Source organism: Paracoccus jiaweipingae (assembly GCF_044335505.1).
GTDB lineage: Bacteria > Pseudomonadota > Alphaproteobacteria > Rhodobacterales > Rhodobacteraceae > Paracoccus.
In genome coordinates this window covers 415,833-441,892 of the sequence record NZ_JBISBS010000003.1, presented here as the reverse complement: position 1 = coordinate 441,892, position 26,060 = coordinate 415,833, and the positions used below count along the sequence as shown (strand labels likewise).

Here is a 26,060-nt window from a genome sequence, read left to right as displayed (position 1 = left end):
GGTCGTCCGGGCGGGTGCAGGATTGCCGCGATGGGCCGGGGGATGCAAGGCCCCGTGCGGTGCGGGGCCTTGACCGGGTTTATTTCGCCAGCGCTTTGCTGATTTCCGACATATTGTGCCGCATCATGTCGATATAGGTCGCGGCGGGGCCATCCGCCGGCGACAGCGCATCCGAGAACAGCGTGCCGCCGATCCTGGCACCGGTTTCCGAGGCGATCTGTTGCAGCAACCGGCTGTCGCTGATGTTTTCGACGAACACGGCTTTGATCTGCTGATCGCGGATCTGGGTGATCAGCGCGCCGACATCGCGGGCCGAGGCCGAGGCCTCGGTCGAGACGCCTTGCGGGGCAACGAATTTCAGGCCGTAGTCGCGGGCGAAATAGCCGAACGCATCATGCGAGGTGACGATGGTGCGGCTGTCCTGCGGCAGGGCGTCGACAGCGGCGTGAAGCTGGCTGTCCAGCGCGTCCAGCTTGTCGGTATAGGCCTTGGCATTGGCGGCATAGGTTTCGGCGCCTGCCGGGTCGGCCTCGGTCAGGCCGCGGGCGATATTGGCGACATAGACCCTGGCATTGGCGACGCTTTGCCAGGCATGGGGGTCATAGGCACCATGGTGGTGATGGCCGTCATCGGCAGCGTGATCATCGTGGTCGTGGTCGTCTTTGGCGTGCTCGTCATGATCGTGGTCGTCATGATCGGCGTGGTCGTGGTCGTCGTGATCATGACCGGCGTGATCATGACCAGCGTGATCGTCATGATCCCCGTGGTCGTGATCGTCGTGATCCGCATGGTCGTCGTGATCGTCTTCGGCGTTTTTCAGCGGGGTGATCCCCTCGGCCGCGATCACGACGGGGCCCTGATAGCCCGCAGCCTCAATCAGGCGCGGGGTCCAGCCCTCGAATTCCAGCCCGTTGATCACCAGAAGACCGGCCTTGGCGACGGCCTCGGCATCGGCGGGGGTGGGCTGATAGACATGGCCATCGCCATCGGGACCGACCAGCGTGGTCAGGGCAATGCGGTCGCCGCCCACATTCTGAACCATGTCACCCAGGATCGAGAACGAAGCCACGACATTCAGTTTGTCCTGCGCAAACGCGGTGGTGGACAGGATCAGGCTTAGCGCGGCCGAGGCCAGCATCGTGCGACGTGTCAGCATGAATATTCCTTTCACGATTCAAGATGGCGCCGCGGCAGATAGCGTGCGGCAAGACTGCCCACCGGGCCAAGGCACAGTGACAGCAGATAGATCAGCCCGGCGGCCAGAATGATCGCCGGACCCGATGGCAGGCCGAAGTGATAGGACACCGACAACCCGCTGACCGAGGCCAGCACCGCCACCAGCACCGCCGCCAGCATCATGGCCGGCAGGTTGCGCGCCCAGAACCGCGCGGCGGCGGCGGGCAGTATCATGATGCCCACGGCCATCAGCGTTCCCAGCGCCTGAAACCCGGCCACAAGGTTCAGCACCACCAGACCCAGAAAAGCGAAATGCGCCACCGCGCTGAGCTGGCTGACCGAACGCAGAAACCGCGGGTCCACGCACTCCAGCACCAGCGGGCGATACAGCACCGCCAGCGCCACAAGGGTGATGGTGGTGATGGTGCACAGCAGGATCAGCGCCGCGTCATTCAGCGCCAGCACCGTGCCGAACAGCACATGCAGCAGGTCGACATTCGAACCTTTGGCCGACACGATCAGCACCCCAAGCGCCAGACTGATCAGATAGAAGGCCGCCAGCGAGGCGTCCTCGCGCAGTTCGGTGACCCGGCTGACCAGCCCGGTCAGCAGTGCCACAGCCAGCCCGGCCACGATGCCGCCGATGGTCATTGCCCCCAGCGACAGCCCCGAGATCAGGAACCCCACCGCCGCGCCGGGCAGAATGGCATGGGCCATGGCGTCGCCGGTCAGGCTCATGCGGCGCAGCATCAGGAAGACACCGACCGGTGTCGCCCCAAGCGAGATGGCGATACAGCCAAGCAGCGCCCGCTGCATGAAGGCGAAATCAAGGAAGGGTTGCAGCAGGGCCATCACGCGGCCCCGCGTTCGCAGATGGCGGCGTCGTCATCGACGCTGGCCGATACCTGACGCATCCGGCGCAGGTTTTCCGGGGTCAGCACCTGCGCGGTCGGGCCATGGGCGATTTTTTCGCGCATCAGCATCAGGGTTTGCGGGAAATGGCTGCGCACCACCTCCATGTCGTGCAGGACGGCAATGATGGTGCGGCCTTCGTGCTGCCAGTCGTGGATGATCGACAGCAGGTCATTGGCGGTGCGGGCATCGACGGCGGTCAGCGGTTCGTCCAGCAGCAACAGCCCGGCATCCTGAAGCGACAGGCGCGTAAACAGCACCCGCTGCATCTGGCCGCCCGACAGGGCACCGATCGGGCGCGGGCCGAAACCCGGCAGCCCGACCGCCGTCAGCGCCTGTTCCACGGCGCGCGCATCGCCACGCGCAACCCCGCGCATGGCGCCGATCCGCGCCCACAGCCCCATGGCCACGAAATCGAAGACCGAGATGGGAAAGCTGCGATCGACCTCGGCCTGTTGCGGCAACCACGCGATGCGGCCCGGCGCACGGGTGATCCGCCCTTCAAGCGGCACCAGCTCGCCTGCGATGGCGCGCATCAGCGTCGATTTGCCCGCGCCATTCGGCCCGATCAGGGCGGTCAGGCTGCTGTCCGGGATCTCGGCGGTCAGGTGATGCACGGCCGGGTGGCGGTCATAGCCAAGGGTCAGGTTCTCGAATTTCAGGGTCACGCGATCACCCCCCACAGGGCCAGCCACAGCAGGGCGGACAGGGCCAGGGCCAGGGCAAGACGCGGCAGAACACCGGCAAGAAGAAGGTGGAAAACGGGGCGCATGGGGAGTTTCTGATATAATGTAACAGATGCTTTAGGCAATTCCCCCCGGCGCGTCCAGCCTTTTCCCCGGCGGGCCGGTCACGACCGCGTTGGGTTACAGGTGGTGCAGCACCAGTGGCCGCCCCTGATGCGTGGTCACGTTGACCGGCGTGTCATAAAGCCGTTCCAGCACCGGTGCGGTCAGGATCTGGTCGGGGCTGCCGGCGGCCATCAGGCGGCCATCTTTCAGCGCCACGACATGATCGGCCCATGCGGCGGCATAGTTGATGTCATGCAGCACCACCACCACGCTTTTGCCCTGTCGGCGCACCAGATCGGACAGCCGGGTCATCAGCGCCCGCGCATGGGCCATGTCGAGGTTATTCAGCGGCTCGTCCAGCAACAGCCAGTCGGTCTGTTGCGCAAAGGCCATGGCCAGACAGGCGCGCTGTGCCTGCCCGCCCGAGACCTCGTCGACGAAACGATGCGCCAGATCGGACAGGCCGAAATCGGCCAGCGCGTCAGCGACGATCTGGCGGTCACGCGGGCCGGGGCGGCCATGGTGGTGGGGCCAGCGGCCAAAGCCCACCAGCTCGGTCAGGCGCAGGCGGCTGGCGATGGTGTTGTGCTGGCCCATGATCGCCATGATCCGCGCCAGATCCTGACTGGGGGTGCGGCGCAGGTCGTGGCCGTCGATCTGGATCTGGCCCTGTTGCAGGGCCTCGAGCCGCCCGATCAGCCGCAGCAGTGTCGATTTGCCCGCGCCGTTCGGCCCGATCAGCGCGGTCAGCCCGGCCTTGGGCAGGTCGGTGGTAATGTCGGTCAGGATCGGCGCGCCGCCGATGTGATGGGTCAGCCCCGAGATGCGGATCATCGGATGCGGCCTTTCAGCAAGAGAGACAGGAAAAACAGCCCGCCGGCGAATTCGATCACCACCGACAGCGTGCCTTGCTGTCCCAGCAGGCGGTCAAACAGCAATTGCCCGGCCAGCAGCAGGTTCATCGCGATCAGCGCCGCCGCGGGCAGCAACAGCACATGGCGCGGGCTGCGCATCAGTGCATGGGTCAGGCCCGACACGATCAGCCCGAAAAACGCCACCGGTCCCACCAGCGCCGTCGCGGTCGAGACCAGCACCGCCACCAGCCCCAGCGCCACAAGCGTCACCCGGTCGTGGCGCAGCCCCAGCGACACCGCGCCATCGCGCCCCAGCGCCAGCACATCCAGCCGCGCCGCCATCGCCATCGCCGCCAGCACCGCCACCCCCGTTGCCGCCATCGCCCATGGCAGCACCGCCGGGTCGACCCGCGAAAAGCTGGCAAAGCTGCTGTATTGGATGATGGCATATTCGCTGGGGTCGGCAATGCGCGCGACCAGACCGCTGGCGGCACGAAACAGCACCCCAAGGATCACCCCGGTCAGAACGGTGCGGGCAATGTCGCGCGTGCCCTGTGCCAGCAGCGTGCCGAACAGCGTCGCCGCCAGCGCCACCATCACCCCGGTTTCCAGCGCGAAACGCTGAGGTCCGGCCAGCGCGGCAAAGCCCGTCACCCCCAATCCCAGCACCAGCAGGTTCTGAAGCAGCAGGTAAAGCGCGTCAAACCCCATGATCGACGGCGTCAGCACCCGGTTCGCCGTCACCGTCTGAAACAGCATCGTCGCCACCCCGACCGAGGCCCCGACCGTCACCAGCGCCGCCAGCCGGGTGGCCCGCAGCCCGATGATAAAGCCGCGATTGCCCGCCCCCAGACCGGCCAGCAGCCACAGCCCGGCCAGCACCGCCAGCAATGCCAGCAGCCCCGCCAGCCGCAGCGCCGCAGGGTGGCGCGACCAGACCCCCGCCTTGGACATGAAACTAGACATGGGCCTGAACATGGGCCGGCCTGCGATGCAGCAGCCACAAGAACAGCACCGCCCCGACCACGCCAAGGATGGTCCCGACCGGGATCTCATATGGCCAGACCAGCAGCCGCCCGATCAGGTCGCATCCCAGCACCAGTCCCGCCCCGGCCAGCGCCACCACCGGCAGCGACCGGCGCAGGTTGTCGCCCATCAGCCGCGACACGATATTGGGCACCACCAGCCCGACAAAGGGGATCATGCCCACCGTCACCACCACCAGCGCCGAAACCACTGCCACCACCACCAGCCCCAGCCGCATCACCCAGCGGGTTGACAGCCCAAGCCCGGTGGCCATGCCCTCGCCAAGGGCCAGAATGGCAAAACGGTCGGCCACGAACCATGACAGCGCCGCCGCGGCACCGGCGATCCACAGCAATTCATAACGTCCCGCCACCACGCCCGAAAATTCGCCCGTCATCAGCCATGTGATCACATACTGAACCATATCCGCCTGCCAGCCGATCCATGTCACCAGCGCCCCGATCACCCCCGACAGCACCAGCCCGGTGATCGGGATCAGCAGGACCTCTTGCGGGGGCAGGCGGCGGATCAGGGCCAGAAACAGCGCCGTGCCCCCCATCGCGCTGAGGCTGGCAACCGCCATCTTGACCCAGATCGGGGCCTGCGGGGCCAGCAGGGTCACCAGCATCAGCCCCAAAGCCGCGCTTTCCGGCCCGCCCGAGGTTTCCGGCCCGACAAAGCGGTTGCGCACCAGCGACTGGATGATCACCCCCGACACCGCCAGGGCCGCCCCGGTCAGCAGGGTGGCCAGCGTGCGCGGCAAGCGCGATTCCATCATCACCAGCATGGCACCCGCATCGCCGCTGGCGGGCAGGCCGATCCCCGCCGACCCGACCAGCAGGCTGGCCAGGATCAGCGCAGCCAGCAACGCGGTTGCCCCCCCGCGCCAGGCAGTCACTGTGCCGGCGCCCCGGTTTCCGCCGCTTTCGCCGCACCGTTCAGGGCGGCGGTCAGCGCGTCGATCACCTCGACGGTCGAGGCATAGCCGCCGCTGGCGATATACAGGCTGGCCGAGGGCAGATAGGCGACCTGCCCGTTGCGCCATGCCTTGGTGCCCGCGATCAGCGGGGTGTTCAGCGTGGCCTGCGCGCTTTGGCCTTCCTCGCCGATGGCGGCGCCGCGATCCAGAACGAACAGCCAGTCCGGGTCGGCCTTGGCGATGAATTCGGCGCTGACGGCATTGCCGTGATTAGCGCCGCTGTCCAGCCCCTCGACCGCGGGGGCCATGCCGGTGGACTGATACAGCCAGCCAAAGCGCGACCCCGGCCCGTAAAGCGACATTTTCGGGCCATTGGTCATCACCACCAGAACCCGGCCCTTGTCTTTGCCCGCCTGCGCCAGTGCAGCCAGCTTGTCGTCAAGCGCCTGTTTCAGCGGCTGCGCCTGTGCCTGACGGTCAAACAGCGCGGCATAGGCCGCCAGCCGGTCGCTGGTATGGGCCAGAACCTCGGTGCCGATGCTCATGTCGATGGTGGGGGCCAGCTGCGCCAGTGCGTCGCGCTGGGTGGCGGTGCGGCCGCCGACAATGATCAGGTCGGGGCCAAGATTGGCCAGTGCCTCAAGATCCGGCTCGAACAGGGTGCCGACATGGGGGGCATCCAGATCTTTCAGCGCCGGGACATACAGTTTGTCAGGCACCCCGGCCAGCGGCACACCCAGCGCCGTCAGCGTGTCAATGGCCGCCACGTCAAAGGCCGCCACCCGCGCGGGCGGGGCCGCCAGCGTCACCGGCCCGCGGGCCGTGTCGATGGTGACATCGGCGGCTTGCGCGGGCTGCGCCAGAACCACCGGGGCAAGGGACAGCGCGGTCAGCGCCGACAGCAGAATACGCCGCATCAGATCTCTCCTTCACGCATGTGAGGACCGTGGCTGAGGCGGGGCCTGCTGGCTGGGTCGCGGGTGGCACGCGCCACCCTTTGCCAAGTGACCTAACGCCTTGACGCCTGGACGTCCAGAGAAGCCTTGTAAAATACTTGGGTATCGCGCGTGACAGGCCGGATGCGCGCATCCGCGCCGCGCCGCGCCCGCGCAAATGCCGGGGTCAGTCAGACAGAAGGGAAGGGGGAAAGTGGCAGGATTCTGTTGCAAGGCTCCTGCCGGCCCCGCCTTACGCGGCTAAGCGCAAGGAGTTAGGTTTCGGTTACCCGAGCTGCTTACGCAGCCAGAGCGACCGGAGCACGGTTGTCGTTGGCAACTGTACAATTTGCACCGATAACGGTGGTCGCTCACCGAGACAAAGCAAACATCTTTAGACGTTCGTCGATCCTGTTTCGGCCCCATGGTCCCCCAACGAGGGTATCTGGTGGAGCCGCCGGGTACCGCCCCCGGGTCCGATCCGCTTATTCCATGCGCGTTTATGTCCATAGTCCGGGTTGCCCCGGACAAGGTGAATATAGGGGCGGCTTTTCCGGCCTGCAAGGGGGCGCGACGCGGGCGCAAGGGCGGGTTGCGCAAGGCGGCAGTTTCGCAGGCTGCGCGGGCGGGCCACGCCGGGTTGGCAGCAGCCAAAAGGCGCTGCCGGGGAAAAACTGCGCAGGAATGGGCGGTGTCAGGGCAATCCACTGTGCGGGGGCGGGCGGTACGGGGACAGGCGGCGCAGAGGAAAGGCGACGCGGGGGGCGGCGGAACACAAGCCCCCGGACATGAACACGCGCCCGGCGGTCGTCATATCTGCCAGCCGGTTACGTCACCGCGCAAACGGATGCCGTCAGGGTCAGTCAGCCCCGGCCTTCCATTCCAGCACCAGCTGGGTCTGGGTGACCACCGCTGCCGTCTTGCCATCGCCACGGGTGATGGTGCTTTGCCAGACCATCATCGTGCGGCCCTTGTGCAGCGGCACGCAATGGCCGGTGGCGGTGTCGCCAATGCGGATCGGGCGCAGGAAATTGGTTTTGCTTTCCACCGTCGTGGTGGTCATCCCTGCGGGCAGGTTGATCATCGTCGCCGTGCCGCCCAGATTGTCGGCAAACCCCATGATCGCGCCGCCATGCAGCACACCGTTGCGGTTTCCCAGCGATTGCGTGACCGGCAATTCCCCCACCACCAGATCGGGTTCGGCGCGCAGGATGCGCAGCCCGATCATGCGCGAAAAGGCCGGCTGATCAAAGGCGATGCGTTCCTGTTCCTCGCGTGTCAGGCTCATGTCAGCTATCCGGTTTGCGGGCGGGGGCGGACCCCCGCCACGGGTGATGCGGGCTTAAAACCCGGCTTTGATTTTCTCGAACTCGGCCAGTTGCTTTTCGCGTTGGGCGGGGTCGTTCGGGGTCTGCGCCAGAACCGGCCCGTCAATGGGCGAGATGCCGAATTCTTCCTGCTGTTCGGGGCTGATTTCCTTCATCGCCTCGGTCGAGCTGTGGCCATAGCCGATGACCGACAACAGCCCCGGCGCGGCGGCGGGCTGAAGCCAGGCGTTGATGAAATCATAGGCCTTGTCTTCCTTGCCCGGCCCGTCCCTGAGGTTCACGAAACCGCAAAAGAAGGTCGAGCTGCCGCCCTCGGGGGTGCGGTTAAAGCCGACGGGGAAATTCTCGGCCCGCAGCTGGGTGGGGCTGTCATTCCAAGACCACGCGATATCGACCGCGCCCGAGGCCATCAACTGGTTCAGCGAGGCCGGGTCGGTCCAGTACGAGGCGACATTCTGATGCGCCTTGCGCAGCCAGTCGGCGGCGGCGGCGAATTGCGCGTCGCTGACCTTGGTCCAGTCGGTGACGCCGGTCGCCAGATAGGCCAGCGCCCACACATCATCGGACGAATCGGGCAGGCTGGTGCGGCCCTGATATTTGGGGTCGGTAAAGACCTGAAGCGTGGCGATATCTTCGGCCGGGACGGTATCCTTGTTATAGGCGATGGCCGTCGCGCCCCAGTCGGTGGGAATATACCAGACGCCCTGATCGTCCTTGAAAATCTCGGATTTCAGGAATTTGGGGTCGATCTTGTCGAAATTGGGAATGCGGCTGGTATCCCATGGCTCGATCAGCCCGGCATCGCGGTATTTCGACACCATCTGGCTGCACGGATGCGCAAGATCGGCCTTGAAGCCCGAAGCCAGTTTCTGGAACGCCTCGTCATCGTCGCCGTAAAAGGCGAAGGTCGGGCTGGCGCCATGCTGGTCGACATAAGCGCTGAAGATGACGGGTTCCTCGAAACCGGCCCAGTCAAAGACGGTCAGTTCGGGATCGGCGGCAAGGGCGGGGCCGGCCAGAAAGGCCAGCGCGACGGTGCTGCGCAGGATGGCGGACATGGTGGTGAAACTCCCCTGGAAAAAAGACGGTCCGTCAAAGGCTAGCGGGCGACCTGTTTCATCGCAAGGCGGATTGCAGTACCCGCCGCCCCGGTGCAGATTGCAGGCATGAGCCAGACCATTTTGCCCCCGCTGACCCCTGTTGCCGGCCTGCCGGTTCTGTTCGTCATGGCGCTGGACCACGAATATGGCCCGGCGCTGCGGTCGCGCATCACGCCGCTGATGACCGGTGTCGGCCCGGTCGAGGCCGCAGTGGTGCTGTCGGATGCGCTGGCGCGGCTGGCGCTGGCTGGTCAGCGCCCGGCGCTGGTGGTCAGTCTGGGCAGTGCCGGGTCGCGCGCGCTGGAACAGGGGGCGGTCTTTCAGGCGGTGTCGGTAAGCTATCGCGATATGGATGCCACGGCGCTGGGGTTCGGGGCCGGGCTGACGCCGTTTCTGGACCAGCCGGCGCAAATCGCGCTGCCGGTGCAGGTGCCGGGCCTGCCGGGGGCGCGGCTGTCGACGGGCGCGAATATCGTTTCGGGCGATGCCTATGACGGTATCGACGCCGAGATGGTCGATATGGAAAGCTATGCCCTGTGCCGGGCCTGTCAGCGGGCGGGGCTGCCGATGATGGGGCTGCGCGGCATTTCGGACGGGGCGGCGCCGTTGGATGGGCTGATGGACTGGACCCGTTATCTGGACGTGATCGACCACCGGCTGGCGGCAGCACTGGACCTGCTGGAGGCCGGGCTGGCAGATGGGCGGGTGATGCTGCCCGCGCCGGATGAAGCGCCGGGTTAAGGGCGCGGCGGCTGACAAAGGTCATGCTGGCGGGGGCGGTCGACGAATGCCGCAAGGCGTGGGCGTCGATGCGGATGACAGGCAGGCAAAGCTGTCGTCAACCACCATCCCGTCAGCGCCGTGCCAATAAGATTGGACGCCTTGAGAGATCGACCCCGATGGCGGCAATCCGGGTCCGGGTAAATGGGGCCAGCCTGCCCTCATTCATGTGAAGAATGCCCTGATTTCAGAAACGGCCATGCCTTTTTGCAGGGCGTTATGTCATCATTTTCGGCGCGCCAGCGCGCGTCTGCCCCATCCCAGACGTCTTTTGAAAGAATGCCCACATTCCGGTTATGTTTCTCCCTCTTTCTCCTCATGTTTTTCGGATTTTTTATCAATCCTGTGCCCTGTCTGAGAATTTGAAATTTTTATTCAATTTTTTTAAATTTCACGATCAATGATAGCGGGTGGTTTTTGTTGTGCCATAAATGCGCGTCAGCATTCAGCCTATTTTATATTTTCCAATTCGCTTTTCCTAATTTTTGGCGATTATTTAACCATCACATCCATTCAAAGCAGCGCGCAGCGGCCCGGTCCATTCATCGCGGCGCGTCGTCAATAGCAGATTTTCCCGTTGCGGCGGATTTTCGGGCGTTTCTGCTGCTTATCAAACCTGACCTGAAACCTGCCCCTGTTGCCCTACCACCGCCCCGATGCCCCCCCGCCCGAGGACGAGCCGCCGCCAAAGCCGCCACGGCTGCGCGCACTGCTGCGAGGGGTGGCGGACCGCCAGGCGGGGTTGGCGCTGCGCGACAGAATGCTGCCGGTGGGGGTATAGGTGGTGATCTGCGGCGTCGGCGTCTGATGCTGTTCGCGCCAGCCACAGGCCGGACAGATTCGCGTCACCAGATCGGCCGCCACTTGCCAGCCGCCATCCTTGCGCTGGTCGCGGCGGGCTGCGGTCTCGACCATGACCGGGCTGTGGCCGCATTCGGGGCAGCGCCGTCGCCGGCGCTGGCGGCGCAGGAACAAAAGCCCGAACGCCAGCGCCGCCATCGCCGCCAAGCCCCCCGCCGCGCCTTGCGGTGCCGGATCGCTTTGGGCAGGGGGCGTCAGCCCCAGACCCTGCGCATGGGGGCGGGCGATCTGGTCGATTACCACCAGCGTGCCATTGGTGATGCCTGCCGACATCTGGTCGTTGCGAAAGGCCGGCAGCATCACCTTGTCCATGATCTGTGCGGCACGGGCGTCGGCGCTGGCGGGGTATCCGGCGCCAAGGGTGATCCGGGCCTCGCGGTCATCGCGCAGGACCAGCACCATAAAGCCGTCGTTACGGTCCGCCTGTCCGACGCCCCAGTCGTTGAACAGGCGGGTGGCAAAAGCCTCCAGCCCGTCATGGCCGCCATATCGGGCGCGGTCGGTCAGGGTGACCACGGTGCCCTGCACCCCGGTTTCGTCATGCAGGGCGATCAGCGCCTGATCCAGCACCCGCGTGCCGTCCAGATCCAGCAACCCGGCAAAGTCATTGACCGATGTATATGCCGGTGCGGGCAGGTCCTGCGCCGGTGCCAATGCCGGGAACAGCACCGCCAGCACCGCGACCAGCGCCAGCCGTGCCAGCGCTTTCGCAGGGGTCAGCCGGTGCCACAGTGCCGGCCTCATGCCAGCAACATTTCCGGGCCGCCGACGATGCGCGGGTCGATGCTGCCAATCACCTTGTCATCCTTGCCGGCATAATCCAGCGCGCCAAGGATGGTCTGAATCGCCGCAATGCGGGCGCGGCGTTTGTCATCGGCGCGGATCACCGTCCACGGCGCGACCGGGTTATGTGACAAGGACAGGGTTTCGCGAATGGCATCGGTATAGGCATCCCATTTGCCCAACCCCTCGACGTCGATATTGCTGAGCTTCCATTGCTTCAGCGGGTCTTTTTCGCGGTCAAGAAAGCGCTGCAATTGCTCGGCGCGACCGACATTCAGCCACAGCTTGACCAGCGTGATGCCATCATTGACCAGCAATTCCTCGAATCGCGGTAATTGCCGGAAAAAGCGGTCGCGGTCATGGTCGCTGGTAAAGCCGAACACCTTTTCCACCACGCCACGGTTATACCAGCTGCGGTCGAACAGCGCAATTTCACCCGCCGCCGGCAGCCAGTCGGTATAGCGCTGGAAATACCATTGCGTGGCCTCGCGATCCGTGGGTTTGGGCAGGGCGACGATATAGGCCGAACGCGGGTTCAGGTTTTCGCGCACCCGTTCGATGGTGCCGCCCTTGCCGGCGGCGTCGCGCCCCTCGAACAAAATCGCCACGCGGCGACCGGTCCTGATCACGTCCGACATCATGCGCACCAGCTGACATTGCAGCCCCTGCATGTGCCGGTCATAGTCGTCCCGGTCCATTTCCGTGCGATAAGGATAGCCGGGGTCAAGGATCTGATCCTTGCGCGCGTCCTTTACCGCTTTGCGCAGGTCTTTGGGGGCGTCCTGTTCAAGGAAGCGGGTAATGGCGCCGACATAGGGCAGGTCGGGCAGGGCGGCTTTGGTCATGGTCAGGTCCGGCATCTGGGTGATTCCCACCTATAATGCCTGAATCCCAAGAAAAGTTTAACGCCAGCGCAGATTGCGTTATTTTCCGATATCGGCCAGGTCGAAGGGCGTGTCCTGATAGATGGCGTTGATCCAGTTGCCGTAAAGCAGATGCGCATGGCTGCGCCAGCGGTTCGAGGGCGCTAAGTCCGGGTCGTCATCGGGGTAATAATTGGCCGGGACATTCACCGGCTTGCCAGCGGCGATATCGCGGTCATATTCCTCTTTCAGCGTGTTGCTGTCATATTCGAGGTGGTTAAAGATCAGCAGCGCGCGATGGGCCGCGTCCTCGACCAGACATGGCCCGACCTGATCCGAGGCTAGCAGCGTTTTCATGCCCACCGCCTCCAGCTCGGCCTGATCCATCTCGGTCCAGCGGCTGACGGGGATCAGCACATCATCGGAAAACCCGCGCAGATAGGGCGAGGTCGGCGCCATGTTGTGATGACGAAAACAGCCGAACGCCTTGGCCGGCAGCATATGTTTGGGCACGCCATAAAAATGGTTGGCCATCGCCATCGCCCCCCAGCAGACGCCAAAAGTCGAGAAAACATGGCTTTGCGTCCAGTCGAACAGACGCCGCAATTCATCCCAATAGGTCACCTCGGGATAGGCCAGATGCTCGACCGGAGCGCCTGTGACGATCAGCCCGTCAAAGCGCTCGCCCGAGGCCTCGACCTCGGCGAAGGTGCGGTAAAAGCTGGCCAGATGGTCGGCGGCGGTGTTGCGGCTTTCGTGGTCGGACATGCGGATCAGGTGAAAGTCGATCTGCAAGGGCGTCGCCCCGATCAGCCGGGCAAACTGGTTTTCGGTCTGGATCTTTTTCGGCATCAGGTTCAGCAGCCCGATGCGCAGCGGCCGGATATCCTGTGTGGCGGCCCGTCCCGGCGACATGACCATGACACCTTCGCGCGACAGAATGTCAAAGGCGGGCAGGTCATTGGGCAGGGTGATGGGCATGGGTTAGGCCTTTCTGTCGATCGCCGTGGCGATCAGGTCGGTGAAATCCTGAGGGCTGCGGACCTGCGCCACCTCTTCGGCCAGCACGGTGACGCCGCGCCGCGCCATCGCGGCATAGCGCGGCTGACGATGCGCCAGCGCGCGGGCATAGGTCCAGCGAATGAAATCGTCGGGGTCGACCTCGTTCTCGCGCAGGCCCTTTTCGACGCGGTAATCGACCCAGGCACGTTCCAGAAATTCGGGCTGGTAATACATCGGCTTGGGCGCGCGATCAAAGCGGCGCACCAGTTCCGCCGTATGTGCGTCCGAGCCTTTGATCCAGACCATCAGCAGCGCCGATTCCAGCGTCGACAGCACCGGATCGGCGGGGTTTTCGGGGTCGACCACCTCGCAGATCGAGCCACCGGAATCGCAGACGAAATGCGGGTTGCGATAAATATCCTGCGCGCGGGCGATGAAATGCGGCGTGTCCAGCAGCGCCGCGATTTCCGCGCTGCGGTGCTGGTTCTGGCGGCGCATATATTCGTCAAATTCCAGCCCGCCACGGGTCTGGCTGCCGGGTTTGCCCAGATAGGTCGACAGCGGCGCCAGATTGTCAAAGGTGATATTGCTGGCGATATAGACCGAATTCGACAGCAGAAGGTCGCGCAGGAAAGGCACTTTCATGGCCTCGCGCTTGAAATTATCTGCGATCAGCTCGCCCATGTACCGGGTGCCGATGCGATAGTCGATGCTGTAATGAAACCATTCGCCGCTGGCGCGCAGCATGTTGGACAAATAGGTCTTGCCAAGCCCGGACATGCCGAACAGCAACACCTTGCGGCCCGTGGCCTCGCGCCATTCGCGACTGTTGCGATAGATCATCCCACGCCCCCGTTTGGGGTTTCCTAACCCCTTGGCGCGCACATGAAAAGGCCCCGCGCGGGGCGGGGCCTGTCCGGGTGTTGCGCGCGGTGGCGGATCAGAAGCTGAAGCCGACCTTGATCCCGGCGGCGACGACATAGTTGTCATCCATCTGCGCGACCGGCTGGCTGGTGGTCGGTTTCGCATCGCCCAGTTTCAGATAACGCACCGCAGTGGTGATCTTCATGTTGTCCTTGCTGTAGACGGCGGCCAGGCCAATGCCCTTATAGCCATTGGTGGGCGCCAGCGGCGAGACCTCGTCGCCGCCACCGACCTTTTCGTAATTGGCAAAGACCGAGCCGGACCAGTTCTCGTTGAACTTGCGGCCCACACCCAGCGTATAGGTGGTCGAATTGGACAGATCGGTCAGGTTTTCGCCACCGGTGGCGCGGTCGAAAAACACCGGTTTGGTGACCATCTGGGTCCAGTGTTCCCAGCGCACCGAGCCAAAAACCAGCGTGTCGGGGGCCACGCCCGACTGGAAGTCGAGGGTGACGGATTCCGGGGTCACGACCTCGGTTTCGGTGCCGGTCGAGACGGCAAAGGCGCCCAGACGTTCAGTGGTGGGGAAATTATGGGTGATCTTGGACTGATAGGTCAGCGCGACGCGCATCGCGATCTCGGGGCGCTCATAGGCGGCACCGATGGCATAGCCCACGCCCCAGTCCGATTCCAGATTGGCGGAATAGCCGTTCAGTGTGCGGTTGGTGCCGTTGAAGACCGGGCCATAGCCCAGACCCGACAATGTCACCGACGCATCGGCCTTGCTGGCCCGGATGCCGCCATGAACCGACCAGTTATCGTCGAATTTATAGCGCGCAAGGAAGGTAAAGCCCTGCGAATTCACCTTGGCCCTGGTGCCGCCCAGAACAGTGCGCGCGGGGTCGCCCTCATAGGCGATATCGGCGCCATAGAAATGGTCATAGATAAAGGCAACGCTGACCTTGTCGTTGATCTCGGTCTTGTAGCGGATACCGGGCAGATAGTGGTTGCCGGCCACATCGCTGATATTGACCCGCACAGGGGCGCCGGTCAGCGGGTTGCGGCCCACAAAGCTGCCCGAAACCTCGGGGCGGACCCGGCCATAGGACAGCTCGACATAGTTTTTGCCTTCTTCGAACAGGATGCCGACAGACTGGTCGGACCGGGCAATCCCGCCCGCGAAAACCGGCGCGGTGGTCAGCAGCAATGCGCCGATGGCGCAGATGGACGTTTTCATTGTTCTCCTCCCTTGCGGCCCCGGTGCGCGAATGCTCGTGGTCCCGGCCGCGTGTGAACAGCTTGGTTTGTCATCGTGGCGCCGGTCAATCGTAACCGCAATGTGACGCTACGTTCCGCGGGCAGTTTCTGCGACATCGTGTCACCCGCGCCACGTTGCCCCCTTGCCGTGGTAAATATGCAGGGGCTGAGATATAAGCCGTCCATCATTACCGCCGGAGGTTCCCATGCGCCAGCCCTTGCCCCGTTTCAAAGCCCCCCGCACCGCGCCCGCCGGGCGCTGGCGCCGGGTGCCGCCGGCCATCTTTCCGCCGCTTCTGGGGCTGATGGGGCTGGCGCTGGCCTGGCGGGCGGGGGTGCGCGATTTCGCATTACCCCCGGCGCTGGCGGAATTCATGGCCGGTGTGGTGCTGGCGCTGTTTGCCTGCGCGGTGGTCGCCTATGGCGCCAAGCTGACGCGCCGTCCCGCCGTTCTGGCCGAGGATCTGGCCATCCTGCCGGGCCGGGCCGGGGTTGGGGCCGGGGTGCTGTGCCTGTATCTGGCGGTGGGCCTGCTGCATCCTTTCGTGCCGTTCATCGGGCGTGCGGCGCTGGTCGTGGCGATCCTGCTGCATCTGGCGATGCTGGCGGTGCTGCTGCCCGTCATGCTGTCGGCCCCGCCCGAGCAACGCCGCGTCACCCCGGTCTGGCACCTGAATTTCGTGGGCTTCATCGTGGCCGCGCGGGTGGCGCTGGTGCTGGACTGGCCGGAACTGGCGCGGCTGCTGTTCTGGCCCACGGCGCTGGCGGCGCTGGTGATCTGGGGCCTCAGCCTGCGTCAGTTGCTGGCTGAACGTGTGCCCGCGCCGCTGCGCCCGATGCTGGCGATCCATCTGGCGCCGGTGGCGCTGTTGGGGACCGTCGCGGCGGGTCTGGGCATGGACACGATCGGCTGGCTGGCCGGGGCGGTCTCGGGTCTGGTTGTGCTGGCGGCGCTGGCGGGTGCGCGCTGGCTGCTGGCGGCGGGGTTTTCCGCGATGTGGGGGGCAATGACCTTTCCGCTGGCGGCGACGGCGGGGCTGTGGTCGGCGCTGGCGGTGATGTCGGGTGCGGAATGGGTGCGGCTGGTGGCCGGGCTGCTGCTGGTGGCGGCGACGCTGTTCGTGGTGCCGGTCTTTGCGCGCATCTGGAAAATGTGGGCGCAGGGCGGTCTGGCGGTGAAAACCAACGCCGCCATTGCCTGAGCACCGGTTGCGGGCCGCCTTTGGGCTGGACAAACCCCGCCGCGCGTGAAAAGGGGAACTGCCAAACGATCCATGCAATGAGGTGCCCCCATGCAGATTCGTGAGGCTCTGACCTTCGATGACGTTCTTCTGGTTCCCGCGGCGTCCACGGTGATGCCCTCGACCGCCGATGTGACCACCTGGGTCACGCGGTCGATCCGGCTGAACATCCCGCTTTTGTCCAGCGCCATGGACACGGTGACCGAAAGCCGCATGGCCATCGCCATGGCACAGGCCGGGGGGATGGGGGTGATTCACCGCAACCTGACCACCCGCCAGCAGGCCGATCAGGTCAGCCGCGTCAAGCGTTTCGAATCCGGCATCGTCTATGACCCGATCACCCTGCGCCCCGACCAGACGCTGGCCGATGCGAAAGCGCTGCAAGAGCGGTTCAACGTCACCGGCTTTCCGGTTGTCGACGATCAGGGCCGCGTGGTCGGGATCGTGACCAATCGCGACATGCGCTTTGCCAATGACGACAAGACCCCGGTGCGGGTGATGATGACCGACAAGGATCTGGCGATCCTGACCGAACCGGCCGACCGCGAACAGGCCATCAGCCTGATGAAGGCCCGCCGTATCGAAAAGCTGCTGGTCACCGATGGCGCGGGCAAGCTGACTGGGCTGCTGACGCTGAAAGACACCGAAAAAGCGGTTCTGAACCCGCTGGCCTGCAAGGATGAACTGGGCCGGCTGCGGGTTGCCGCGGCCTCGACCGTGGGCGACGAAGGGTTCGAGCGCAGCCTCGCGCTGGTCGAGGCCGGTGTGGATATGGTGGTGATCGACACCGCGCATGGCCATTCCGATGGCGTCGGCAAGGCGGTGGCGCGGCTGAAAAAGGAAATTGGTGACCGCGCACAGATCGTGGCGGGCAATGTGGCGACCTCGGCCGGGGCGCGGGCGCTGGTCGATGCCGGCGCCGATGCGGTCAAGGTCGGGATCGGGCCGGGCAGCATCTGCACCACGCGCATCGTGGCGGGTGTGGGTGTGCCGCAGCTGACCGCGATCATGGATGCGGTTCAGGGCGCCGGCGATGTGCCGGTGATCGCGGATGGCGGCATCAAATTCTCGGGCGATTTTGCCAAGGCGATCGCGGCGGGTGCCAGCTGTGCCATGGTCGGCAGCGCCATTGCCGGGACCGATGAAAGCCCCGGTGAAGTCATTCTGTATCAGGGCCGTAGCTTTAAAAGTTACCGCGGTATGGGAAGCCTTGGGGCGATGGCGCGCGGCTCGGCCGATCGCTATTTCCAGAAAGACGCCGCCAGCGACAAGCTGGTCCCCGAAGGGATCGAGGGGCAGGTCCCCTATAAGGGTCCGGCGGGCACGGTCATTCACCAGCTGGTGGGCGGGCTGCGCGCGGCCATGGGCTATACCGGCAATGCGACCGTGGCCGATATGCGCGGCGGGTGCGAATTCGTGCGCATCACCGGCGCGGGCCTGAAGGAAAGCCATGTCCATGATGTGCAGATCACCCGCGAAAGCCCGAACTATCGGATGGGCTGAATGACGCCCGGCGCGCGGATTGCCGCGGCGGCGGGGGTGCTGGACGCCATCGCCGCCGGTCAGCCGGCGGAACAGGCGCTGTTGCGCTGGTCGCGTGCCAGCCGCTTTGCCGGCTCGGGCGACCGGGCGGCGGTGCGTGATCTGGTCTTTGACGCCTTGCGTCAGCGTCGCAGCGCGGCGGCGCTTGGCGGCGGCGATGATGGCGCCGCGCTGATGCTGGGGCTGGCCCGCGCGCAAGGCGCTGATATTGCAGCGCTGTTCAGCGGTCAGGGCCACGCCCTGCCTCCGCCCCCTGAGGATCAGGCTGGATGCCCGCCCGATGCGGATCAGGCCAGCGACATGCCGGACTGGTTGCTGGGGCGCTTGCGGGCGGATCTGGGTTCCGGGTTTGACGCAATCGCGCAGGCTATGCGCCAACGCGCGCCGGTCTGGCTGCGCGTCAACCGCGCCCGCGCTGACACTGCGCAGGCCGTGGCGGCGCTGGCCCGTGACGGGGTATCGGTGCAGGCGTCAGACCTGTCGGACACGGCGCTGATGGTGCTTGAAGGGGCGCGCCGGATCGCGGGCGGGCAGGCCTATCGCAGCGGTCTGGTCGAGCTTCAGGACCTGTCGCCGCAACTGGCCTGTGCGCGCCTGCCGCAGGCCGACACCGTGCTGGATTACTGCGCGGGCGGGGGCGGCAAGGCCCTGGCGCTGGCGGCGCGCGGGGCACGCGTGACGGCGCATGACGTGGATGGCGCGCGCATGGCTGACCTGCCGGCGCGGGCGGCGCGGGCCGGGGTGATGATCGGCCTTGCCCGGCCGGGGCGCGTGACAGGGCGGTTTGGGATGGTCTTGGCCGATGTGCCTTGCTCGGGGTCTGGGACATGGCGGCGCGACCCGGCGGGCAAATGGCGGCTGACCCCGGACCGGCTGGCGCAACTGTGCCAGATACAGGCGCAGCTGCTGGACGAATCTGTGCGGTTTCTGCAGCCCGGTGGGGCGCTGGCCTATATGACCTGCTCGCTGCTGCGCTGTGAAAATGACGACCAGATCACCGCATTTCTGAACCGCCATGCGGATTTTTCCCTGCAAGATCAGGCAAGTTTCGGTCCACTGCGGGAAAGCGACGGGTTTTTCATGGCGGTTTTGCGCCAGAAAAACGACGCGCGTTAACCTTTTGCTAAGAAATCGGTGCTAAGGCTGAGGCAATGCCGACTGCTTTTGTGTGATGCCGATGTTGAAAACCCTCGCCCTTGCGTCGCCGCGCAGCCTGTCTTTGGTGCCTTTGCTCAGCCTGCCAGCGGTGGCCGGGGCGCTGGTGCTGATGATCGCGCCGCAGCTTGCGGTGGGACGATGGGCTGTCGTGCTGTCCAGCATGGCCTTCGCCTGGTATCTGCTTGGCGGGCTGGTTTCGCTGCGGGTCTTGCGCCGGGCGCTGGCCGTGCGGCGCACGGTGGCGGCGCTGACACCGGGTCTGATGGACAGGCGCGATGCGGCCTGGCTGCTGGATGGCGATGGCGTGGTGCAGGCCCAGAATATGGCGGCTGCGGATTGCTGCGGCGACCTTCTGGGGCGCCCGCTGGGGGCGGGTTTTCTGCGCCAGATGGCTGCGCCAGCGGTTGATCTGGCGCTGATGCTGCGCCGCGCTGGCCTGTCACAGGCTGGCGTCGCCGCTCTGGCCGATGGTCGCCAGCTTCAGGCATGGCGTGTGCTTGGCAATGATCTTTATCGCGTGACGCTTTCCCGCCCTGCCGAACCCCGGCGCGAGGTAGATGAATTTGACGCCATCCCCGTTGCCTTGCTGCATCTTTCGGCAGATGGCGCAATCCGGCGTGCCAATCAGGCGGCCATACATTTGTTGGGCGATATCCGGTCGGGGCAACCGGTATCGGCGCTGCTGGACGGGCCGGGCCGACCGATTGCGGACTGGCTTGGCGATGTGATCAGCGGCCGCAGCAGTGGCCGGGCCGAGGTTCTCAGCCGGCGCGGGGCCGGGCATGACCAGCATTTGCGGCTTGGGCTGTCTGCTTACGGTGACGGATTGCTGGCGGTGCTCTCGGACGCGAGCGAACTGAAAACCCTCGAGGCGCAATTCGTTCAAAGCCAGAAAATGCAGGCCATCGGCCAGTTGGCTGGCGGGGTGGCGCATGATTTCAACAACCTGCTGACCGCGATCACCGGTCATTGCGACCTGTTGATGCTGCGTCATGACCGGCATGACCCTGACTATGCCGATCTGGACCAGATCAGTCAGAACGCCAACCGCGCCGCCAGCCTTGTCGGTCAGCTTCTGGCGTTTTCGCGCAAACAGACGCTTAGCCCCACGACGCTGGATCTGCGCGACAGCCTGTCAGATCTGACCCATCTTCTGAACCGCCTGATCGGAGAAAAGATCAGCCTGACGCTCGAGCATGATCCGGCCTTGTCGCCCATCCGTGCGGACAAGCGCCAGCTGGAACAGGTGCTGATGAATCTGGTGGTCAATGCCCGCGATGCCATGGCTGATGGCGGCCAGATCACCATCACCACCCGCAACCTGACCCTGACCAGTGACGACCGCCGCGGCCCGGTCTCGCTGCCCGCGGGTGATTATGTGCAGGTCAGCGTTGCGGATGAAGGCTGCGGCATCCCGCCCGAGATGATGGGCAAGATCTTCGAACCTTTCTTCACCACCAAACGCGTCGGTCAGGGGACCGGGCTTGGGCTGTCGACGGCTTACGGGATTATCAAGCAGACCGGTGGTTATATCTTCTGTGACAGTCAGCCGGGGCAGGGCACGCGCTTTGATCTGGTTTTCCCGGCGCAAAAGCCCGATATGGTCAGGGCTGCGGGCGATGAAGTGGCTCAGGCACGCGTGCAGACGATGGATCAGCCGGTGTCGGCGCAGCTTTTGCTGGTCGAGGACGAGGCCCCGGTCCGCGCCTTTGCCGCACGGGCCTTGCGTCTGCGGGGCTATAAGGTGGTCGAGGCTGACTGTGCCGAAACCGCGCTTGAGATGTTGCAGCAGCCCGATCTGCATATCGACGGGTTTCTGACCGATGTGGTGATGCCGGGCATGGACGGTCCCAGCTGGGTGCGTCAGGCGCTGGTGACCCGACCCGACACGCCGGTCATCTTCATGTCCGGCTATGCCGAGGATGTCTTTGCCAGCGATCACGACGATCAGATCGAATCGGCCTTTTTGCCCAAACCCTTCTCGCTATCCGATCTGGTGTCGGCGGTTGATCGCCATATCGGCTGTCGTGACTGACGGCCGATGGTGGGTTACAGGCTGCGATACAGGGCGATATCGTTGGCCAGAACCGCTTGCAGGGCTTCACGTGTGTCGACGCTGATCGACACGTCGGCGCTGCGTGGCACATTGATGCGGGGCAGGTTGATCACGCAATCCAACGAATCCTCCAGGAAATGGGTGAATTGGTCGATTTCCTCATAGCGGAAGATACGGTCCACCGGCCTTTCACTGCCATGCCCCAGAAAGCCCGCCTGCGTGCCAATCAGGCTGGTGCCCTCGTCGACCTCGCGGCAATAGCGATTGATGAACGCTTCAAAGTTTTCACCTTCAGGCTGATCGTCGGTCTGGTCGCGTGTTTCTTGCAAATGAAAGCGATACCAGCTTTGCAGCCAGCTCAGCGGTTCGCGCATCAGGGCGACGGTGGTAAACTTGGCCCCGGCGCGATCTTCAAGCCAAGGGGCGACGTGACGCTGAAAATCACTTGCGGAGGTGTGTTTCAGGATCGCCGGGCGATCCACCGACATCGAGGCCAGAGATTCAAGCGCCACCTGCACCGCGGTCGAGCCTGCTTTCGGGGTTGCCAGAAAAACCAGCCTTGCGTCCCAGAATACCAGCATGTCCTGTTCCATTTCTGTCGATCAGCGTGGTGATAGCGAGATATTTTTGCCGGTGTAAACCTTTCCTTTACCACTTGGCGATAAAACCGGGATTCACGGCGGTCTTGGCTTGCGCCGGCGGGCCAGATGCGCAATATCAGGAACAAGACGCGAACATAAAGGTGTCGCGGCTCAATGGACGCAGAAGGCGGGAATGACATGAAAGCATCGGCAGACCGACAAAAAGCCCTTGATAACGCGCTTGCGCAGATCGAGCGTCAATTCGGCAAGGGGTCGATCATGAAGCTTGGCGCGGATAACCCCGTGGCCGAGATCGAGGCCACATCGACCGGGTCGCTGGGGCTGGATATCGCCCTTGGAATCGGCGGGCTGCCCAAGGGCCGTATTGTTGAGATTTACGGGCCTGAAAGCTCGGGCAAGACGACGCTGACCCTGCATGTCGTCGCGGAAGAACAGAAAAAAGGCGGGGTTTGCGCCTTTGTCGACGCCGAACATGCTCTGGACCCACAATATGCTCGGAAATTGGGGGTTAATCTTGACGAATTGCTGATTTCGCAGCCTGACACCGGCGAACAGGCGCTTGAGATCGTGGACACGCTGGTGCGCTCGGGCGCGGTCAGTGTGGTTGTCGTCGATTCGGTCGCGGCGCTGACCCCCAAATCCGAGATCGAAGGTGATATGGGCGACGCCCAAGTCGGTGCGCAGGCCCGCCTGATGAGCCAGGCGATGCGCAAGCTGACCGCCAGTATTGGCCGCAGCAACTGCATGGTTATCTTCATCAACCAGATCCGCATGAAGATCGGCGTTATGTTCGGTAACCCTGAAACCACATCCGGGGGGAATGCGCTGAAATTCTATGCGTCGGTCCGTCTGGATATTCGCCGCACCGGCGCGATTAAGGACCGGGACGAGGTGATCGGCAACGCCACCCGCGTCAAGGTGGTCAAGAACAAGGTGGCGCCACCTTTCCGTCAGGTCGAATTCGATATCATGTATGGTGAGGGGATTTCGAAAGTTGGCGAATTGATCGACCTCGGCGTCAAGGCGGGCGTGGTGGATAAGTCGGGTGCCTGGTATTCCTATGGCGACGAACGCATTGGTCAGGGCCGCGAAAACGCCAAGCAGTTCCTGCGCGACAACCCGGCCATCGCGACAGCCATCGAAGACAAGATCCGGGCCAGCCATGGCCTTGATTTCGGCACCGCCGAGGCGGGGGAGGATACGGATCTGACCGAAGATTGATGCGGTTCGGGCCACACGCCGCGCTGTTGCGCCTTTACGGCGCGGCGGCGCGGCGATATGCCCTGATCCGCCAGTTTCAGGGAAAATGACATGCCCACATTGAATGATATCCGTTCGACATTCCTCGATTTCTTTGCCGGGAAAGGCCATCAGGTCGTCGACAGCTCGCCGTTGGTGCCGCGCAACGATCCGACGCTGATGTTCACCAATGCCGGAATGGTGCAGTTCAAGAACCGGTTTACGGGGTTGGAATCGGGCAGCTATGACCGCGCAGCGACATCGCAGAAATGCGTCCGTGCTGGCGGCAAACATAATGATCTGGACAATGTCGGCTATACCGCGCGTCATCATACTTTCTTTGAAATGCTGGGGAATTTCAGCTTTGGCGACTATTTCAAAGAGGATGCCATCCCCTTCGCGTGGGAGTTGCTGACTCGCGATTTCGGGATCTCGAAGGATAAATTGCTGGTCACGGTTTACCATACCGATGACGAAGCTGCCGCGATCTGGAAGAAAGTGGCTGGCTTTTCCGATAACCGGATCATCCGCATCCCGACCAATGATAACTTCTGGCAGATGGGCCCGACCGGTCCCTGCGGTCCCTGCACCGAAATTTTTTATGACCATGGCGACCATATCTGGGGTGGCCCCCCCGGCTCGGCTGATGAGGATGGCGACCGCTTCATCGAGATCTGGAACCTGGTTTTCATGCAGTTCGAGCAGTTCGAAGATGGCAGCCGCAAGAGCCTGCCCAACCCGTCGATCGACACCGGCATGGGGCTGGAACGCATCGGTGCGCTGTTGCAGGGCAAGCATGACAATTACGACACCGACCTGATGCGCAGCCTGATTGAGGCCAGCGCCCATGCCACCAGCAGCGAACCCGATGGCGATGGCAAGGTCCATCACCGGGTGATCGCGGACCATCTGCGTTCGACCAGCTTCCTGATTGCGGATGGGGTGATGCCCTCGAATGAGGGGCGCGGTTATGTGTTGCGCCGCATCATGCGCCGGGCCATGCGTCACGCGCATATGCTGGGGGCGCAGGACCCGGTCATGCACCGTCTGGTCCCGGCACTGGTGCGGCAGATGGGCGATGCCTATCCGGAACTGGTGCGCGCGCAGGCGATGATCGAGGAAACCCTGCGTGGCGAGGAAACCCGTTTCCGGCAGACGCTGGACCGTGGTCTGCGGCTGCTGTCAGATGAGGTGTCACGCCTGCCCGAGGGCGCGAATCTGCCCGGCGAGACCGCGTTCAAACTGTATGACACTTACGGTTTTCCGCTGGATCTGACGCAGGACGCCCTGCGTGAGCAGGGCCGTCAGGTCGAGGTTGCGGGCTTTGACACCGCAATGGCCGAGCAGAAGGCCAAGGCGCGTGCCGCCTGGGCCGGCTCGGGCGAGACGGCGGATGCGGCGATCTGGTTCGATCTGGCCGATAAACATGGTGCCACCGAATTTCTGGGCTACGACACCGAACAGGCCGAAGGTGCGATCCTGTCGCTGGTGGCGGGCGGTCAGGAATTCGCCCGCGCTGACGAGGGGCAGGAGATTCAGATCGTCGTTAACCAATCGCCCTTCTATGCCGAAAGCGGCGGGCAGGTTGGCGATACCGGCCTGATCAAAACAGAAACCGGCGCCGCGCGGGTGACCGATACCCGCAAACAGGGCGCGCTGTTCATTCACCATGCGCAGGTCACCACCGGCCATCTGGAACGCGGGCAGGGCGCGACGCTGTCTGTCGATCACGCCCGGCGCGGTGCGATCCGCGCGAACCATTCGGCCACGCATCTGCTGCACGAGGCGCTGCGCCGCGCGTTGGGGACGCATGTGGCGCAAAAAGGCAGCCTGAACGACGCTGGCCGCCTGCGTTTCGATTTCAGTCATGGCAAGGCGCTGGACGCCACCGAACTGGCGCAGGTCGAGGCCGAAGTGAATGACTTTATCCGCCAGAACACCCCGGTCGAAACCCGGTTGATGACCCCTGACGAGGCCCGCGATCTTGGGGCGCAGGCGCTGTTTGGGGAAAAATATGGCGACGAGGTTCGGGTTGTCTCGATGGGGCGTCTTGCCGGGTCGAACAAGGGCGCAGATCATCAGACCTACAGTCTGGAACTGTGCGGCGGCACCCATGTCGCGCGCACCGGTGATATCGGGGCGTTCGTGTTGCTTGGCGATCAGGCCTCCAGCGCCGGGGTGCGCCGGATCGAGGCGCTGACCGGGCCGGCCGCTATGGCGCATCTGCGCGCCGCCGAGGCCGAGCTTGGCCAGATCGCGGCGCTGCTGAAGGCGCAGTCAGGAGATGTGGTGGCGCGGGTCCGGTCGCTGGCGGATGAGCGTAAGGCCCTGCAAAACGAGGTTGCGCAATTGCGCCGCGAGCTGGCGATGGCCGGCGGTGGCGATGCCGCCCCGCGCGAAGTTGGCGGCCTCAAGCTGGTGGTCAATCGCGCTGATGGGCTGTCGGGCAAGGAACTTGGCGGGCTGGTCGATGACCTCAAGGCGCGGCTGGACAGTGGCATCGTTCTGGCGCTGGCCGAAAGCGATGGCAAGGCGACGGTGGCGGCGGGCGTGACGCCGGATCTGACCGACCGCATCAGCGCCGTGGCGCTGGTGCAGGCAGTGGTTGCGGCCTTGGGCGGCAAGGGCGGTGGTGGCCGTCCCGACCGCGCACAGGGCGGGGCGCCGTCGCTGGCGCAGTATGATGCCGCGATCACGGCCGCCGAGGCGCTGATCGCGGGCTGAGCAAAAGGAAACCGGGGCGGGCCGTTGACCCAAGGTCTGTCGGCCCG

Annotated in this window: 22 protein-coding genes and 1 other RNA gene; 7 read left to right on the top strand and 16 right to left on the bottom strand. The window is 64.4% G+C overall.

What is annotated here, in order from left to right; translation table 11 throughout:
* Nucleotides 1–79: 79 nt before the first annotated feature.
* From ACFXP9_RS08335 to ACFXP9_RS08290, 10 genes are all read right to left on the bottom strand, one after another.
* The gene (locus tag ACFXP9_RS08335) at nt 80–1,156 is read right to left on the bottom strand and encodes a metal ABC transporter substrate-binding protein (RefSeq protein WP_397209284.1); all 1,077 of its coding nucleotides are present in this window, start codon (nt 1,154–1,156) and stop codon (nt 80–82) included.
* Nucleotides 1,157–1,167: 11 nt separating this feature from the next.
* Complete coding sequence (gene aztB / locus ACFXP9_RS08330; RefSeq protein WP_397209285.1) at nt 1,168–2,028, bottom strand: zinc ABC transporter permease AztB; 861 nt, start codon at nt 2,026–2,028, stop codon at nt 1,168–1,170.
* Nucleotides 2,028–2,756 (bottom strand): metal ABC transporter ATP-binding protein, encoded by a 729-nt coding sequence (locus tag ACFXP9_RS08325; protein ID WP_397210148.1) that lies wholly within the window; start codon nt 2,754–2,756, stop codon nt 2,028–2,030. Before ACFXP9_RS08325 ends, aztB begins: the two co-directional genes overlap by 1 nt.
* 198 nt (nt 2,757–2,954) lie before the next feature.
* A complete protein-coding gene (locus tag ACFXP9_RS08320) occupies nt 2,955–3,713 on the bottom strand; it encodes an iron ABC transporter ATP-binding protein (RefSeq protein WP_397209287.1) in 759 nt (252 codons plus the stop codon).
* Complete coding sequence (locus ACFXP9_RS08315; RefSeq protein WP_397209304.1) at nt 3,710–4,687, bottom strand: iron chelate uptake ABC transporter family permease subunit; 978 nt, start codon at nt 4,685–4,687, stop codon at nt 3,710–3,712. The genes ACFXP9_RS08320 and ACFXP9_RS08315 overlap by 4 nt, the downstream gene beginning before the upstream one ends.
* A gap of 4 nt (nt 4,688–4,691) precedes the next feature.
* The gene (locus tag ACFXP9_RS08310) at nt 4,692–5,627 is read right to left on the bottom strand and encodes an ABC transporter permease (protein ID WP_397209288.1); all 936 of its coding nucleotides are present in this window, start codon (nt 5,625–5,627) and stop codon (nt 4,692–4,694) included.
* A 26-nt stretch (nt 5,628–5,653) separates the two neighbouring features.
* The gene (locus ACFXP9_RS08305) at nt 5,654–6,595 is read right to left on the bottom strand and encodes a siderophore ABC transporter substrate-binding protein (protein ID WP_397209289.1); all 942 of its coding nucleotides are present in this window, start codon (nt 6,593–6,595) and stop codon (nt 5,654–5,656) included.
* A gap of 231 nt (nt 6,596–6,826) precedes the next feature.
* Nucleotides 6,827–7,181: a transfer-messenger RNA gene (ssrA, locus tag ACFXP9_RS08300) on the bottom strand.
* Between the two features lie 291 nt (nt 7,182–7,472).
* A complete protein-coding gene (locus tag ACFXP9_RS08295; RefSeq protein WP_397209290.1) occupies nt 7,473–7,901 on the bottom strand; it encodes a PaaI family thioesterase in 429 nt (142 codons plus the stop codon).
* Nucleotides 7,902–7,955: 54 nt separating this feature from the next.
* Nucleotides 7,956–8,999, bottom strand: coding sequence for an ABC transporter substrate-binding protein (locus ACFXP9_RS08290; protein WP_397209291.1), 1,044 nt, complete (start codon nt 8,997–8,999; stop codon nt 7,956–7,958).
* Between the two features lie 108 nt (nt 9,000–9,107).
* On the opposite strand from ACFXP9_RS08290, the gene ACFXP9_RS08285 reads away from it, so the two are divergent.
* Nucleotides 9,108–9,782 carry a 5'-methylthioadenosine/S-adenosylhomocysteine nucleosidase gene (locus tag ACFXP9_RS08285; RefSeq protein ID WP_397209293.1) on the top strand — a complete coding sequence of 225 codons (675 nt, stop codon included), beginning with the start codon at nt 9,108–9,110 and terminating at the stop codon, nt 9,780–9,782.
* Nucleotides 9,783–10,463: 681 nt separating this feature from the next.
* Here the strand turns inward: ACFXP9_RS08285 and ACFXP9_RS08280 are convergent.
* The 5 genes from ACFXP9_RS08280 to ACFXP9_RS08260 form a co-directional block, all read right to left on the bottom strand.
* Nucleotides 10,464–11,426 (bottom strand): TPM domain-containing protein, encoded by a 963-nt coding sequence (locus ACFXP9_RS08280; protein WP_397209294.1) that lies wholly within the window; start codon nt 11,424–11,426, stop codon nt 10,464–10,466.
* Nucleotides 11,423–12,310 carry a polyphosphate kinase 2 gene (ppk2, locus tag ACFXP9_RS08275; protein ID WP_397209295.1) on the bottom strand — a complete coding sequence of 296 codons (888 nt, stop codon included), beginning with the start codon at nt 12,308–12,310 and terminating at the stop codon, nt 11,423–11,425. Before ppk2 ends, ACFXP9_RS08280 begins: the two co-directional genes overlap by 4 nt.
* A 78-nt stretch (nt 12,311–12,388) precedes the next feature.
* The gene (locus ACFXP9_RS08270; RefSeq protein ID WP_397209296.1) at nt 12,389–13,309 is read right to left on the bottom strand and encodes a homoserine O-succinyltransferase; all 921 of its coding nucleotides are present in this window, start codon (nt 13,307–13,309) and stop codon (nt 12,389–12,391) included.
* 3 nt (nt 13,310–13,312) lie between these two features.
* Complete coding sequence (locus tag ACFXP9_RS08265) at nt 13,313–14,173, bottom strand: ATPase (RefSeq protein WP_397209297.1); 861 nt, start codon at nt 14,171–14,173, stop codon at nt 13,313–13,315.
* Between the two features lie 97 nt (nt 14,174–14,270).
* Nucleotides 14,271–15,431, bottom strand: coding sequence for an OmpP1/FadL family transporter (locus ACFXP9_RS08260; RefSeq protein ID WP_397209298.1), 1,161 nt, complete (start codon nt 15,429–15,431; stop codon nt 14,271–14,273).
* Nucleotides 15,432–15,657: 226 nt separating this feature from the next.
* Between ACFXP9_RS08260 and ACFXP9_RS08255 the strand changes: the two genes are divergently transcribed.
* From ACFXP9_RS08255 to ACFXP9_RS08240, 4 genes are all read left to right on the top strand, one after another.
* On the top strand, nt 15,658–16,653 hold the full coding sequence (locus ACFXP9_RS08255; protein WP_397209299.1) for a TDT family transporter: 996 nt from the start codon (nt 15,658–15,660) through the stop codon (nt 16,651–16,653).
* Between the two features lie 90 nt (nt 16,654–16,743).
* Nucleotides 16,744–18,195 (top strand): IMP dehydrogenase, encoded by a 1,452-nt coding sequence (guaB, locus tag ACFXP9_RS08250; RefSeq protein WP_397209300.1) that lies wholly within the window; start codon nt 16,744–16,746, stop codon nt 18,193–18,195.
* Nucleotides 18,196–19,350 (top strand): RsmB/NOP family class I SAM-dependent RNA methyltransferase, encoded by a 1,155-nt coding sequence (locus ACFXP9_RS08245; RefSeq protein WP_397209301.1) that lies wholly within the window; start codon nt 18,196–18,198, stop codon nt 19,348–19,350.
* A 55-nt stretch (nt 19,351–19,405) separates the two neighbouring features.
* Nucleotides 19,406–21,427, top strand: coding sequence for a hybrid sensor histidine kinase/response regulator (locus ACFXP9_RS08240; RefSeq protein ID WP_459253785.1), 2,022 nt, complete (start codon nt 19,406–19,408; stop codon nt 21,425–21,427).
* 14 nt (nt 21,428–21,441) lie between these two features.
* Here ACFXP9_RS08240 and ACFXP9_RS08235 read toward each other — a convergent pair whose 3' ends face one another.
* Nucleotides 21,442–22,029, bottom strand: a complete 588-nt coding sequence (locus tag ACFXP9_RS08235) for a hypothetical protein (protein WP_397209302.1) — start codon at nt 22,027–22,029, stop codon at nt 21,442–21,444.
* A gap of 174 nt (nt 22,030–22,203) precedes the next feature.
* On the opposite strand from ACFXP9_RS08235, the gene recA reads away from it, so the two are divergent.
* Both recA and alaS read left to right on the top strand, forming a co-directional pair.
* Nucleotides 22,204–23,271, top strand: coding sequence for a recombinase RecA (recA, locus tag ACFXP9_RS08230; RefSeq protein ID WP_397210146.1), 1,068 nt, complete (start codon nt 22,204–22,206; stop codon nt 23,269–23,271).
* 90 nt (nt 23,272–23,361) lie between these two features.
* Nucleotides 23,362–26,013: an alanine--tRNA ligase gene (gene alaS / locus ACFXP9_RS08225; RefSeq protein WP_397206664.1), complete on the top strand. Its 2,652-nt coding sequence runs from the start codon at nt 23,362–23,364 to the stop codon at nt 26,011–26,013.
* Nucleotides 26,014–26,060 lie beyond the last annotated feature (47 nt).

What these genes read in the sequence shown, in the direction of transcription:
- ACFXP9_RS08335 (WP_397209284.1), bottom strand. Translation starts at nt 1,156, where the DNA reads ATGCTGACACGTCGCACGATGCTGGCCTCGGCCGCGCTAAGCCTGATC.
- aztB (WP_397209285.1), bottom strand. Translation starts at nt 2,028, where the DNA reads ATGGCCCTGCTGCAACCCTTCCTTGATTTCGCCTTCATGCAGCGGGCG.
- ACFXP9_RS08320 (WP_397209287.1), bottom strand. Translation starts at nt 3,713, where the DNA reads ATGATCCGCATCTCGGGGCTGACCCATCACATCGGCGGCGCGCCGATC.
- ACFXP9_RS08315 (WP_397209304.1), bottom strand. Translation starts at nt 4,687, where the DNA reads ATGTCCAAGGCGGGGGTCTGGTCGCGCCACCCTGCGGCGCTGCGGCTG.
- ACFXP9_RS08305 (WP_397209289.1), bottom strand. Translation starts at nt 6,595, where the DNA reads ATGCGGCGTATTCTGCTGTCGGCGCTGACCGCGCTGTCCCTTGCCCCG.
- ACFXP9_RS08295 (WP_397209290.1), bottom strand. Translation starts at nt 7,901, where the DNA reads ATGAGCCTGACACGCGAGGAACAGGAACGCATCGCCTTTGATCAGCCG.
- ACFXP9_RS08290 (WP_397209291.1), bottom strand. Translation starts at nt 8,999, where the DNA reads ATGTCCGCCATCCTGCGCAGCACCGTCGCGCTGGCCTTTCTGGCCGGC.
- ACFXP9_RS08285 (WP_397209293.1), top strand. Translation starts at nt 9,108, where the DNA reads ATGAGCCAGACCATTTTGCCCCCGCTGACCCCTGTTGCCGGCCTGCCG.
- ACFXP9_RS08280 (WP_397209294.1), bottom strand. Translation starts at nt 11,426, where the DNA reads ATGAGGCCGGCACTGTGGCACCGGCTGACCCCTGCGAAAGCGCTGGCA.
- ppk2 (WP_397209295.1), bottom strand. Translation starts at nt 12,310, where the DNA reads ATGACCAAAGCCGCCCTGCCCGACCTGCCCTATGTCGGCGCCATTACC.
- ACFXP9_RS08270 (WP_397209296.1), bottom strand. Translation starts at nt 13,309, where the DNA reads ATGCCCATCACCCTGCCCAATGACCTGCCCGCCTTTGACATTCTGTCG.
- ACFXP9_RS08265 (WP_397209297.1), bottom strand. Translation starts at nt 14,173, where the DNA reads ATGATCTATCGCAACAGTCGCGAATGGCGCGAGGCCACGGGCCGCAAG.
- ACFXP9_RS08260 (WP_397209298.1), bottom strand. Translation starts at nt 15,431, where the DNA reads ATGAAAACGTCCATCTGCGCCATCGGCGCATTGCTGCTGACCACCGCG.
- ACFXP9_RS08255 (WP_397209299.1), top strand. Translation starts at nt 15,658, where the DNA reads ATGCGCCAGCCCTTGCCCCGTTTCAAAGCCCCCCGCACCGCGCCCGCC.
- guaB (WP_397209300.1), top strand. Translation starts at nt 16,744, where the DNA reads ATGCAGATTCGTGAGGCTCTGACCTTCGATGACGTTCTTCTGGTTCCC.
- ACFXP9_RS08245 (WP_397209301.1), top strand. Translation starts at nt 18,196, where the DNA reads ATGACGCCCGGCGCGCGGATTGCCGCGGCGGCGGGGGTGCTGGACGCC.
- ACFXP9_RS08240 (WP_459253785.1), top strand. Translation starts at nt 19,406, where the DNA reads ATGCCGATGTTGAAAACCCTCGCCCTTGCGTCGCCGCGCAGCCTGTCT.
- ACFXP9_RS08235 (WP_397209302.1), bottom strand. Translation starts at nt 22,029, where the DNA reads ATGCTGGTATTCTGGGACGCAAGGCTGGTTTTTCTGGCAACCCCGAAA.
- recA (WP_397210146.1), top strand. Translation starts at nt 22,204, where the DNA reads ATGGACGCAGAAGGCGGGAATGACATGAAAGCATCGGCAGACCGACAA.
- alaS (WP_397206664.1), top strand. Translation starts at nt 23,362, where the DNA reads ATGCCCACATTGAATGATATCCGTTCGACATTCCTCGATTTCTTTGCC.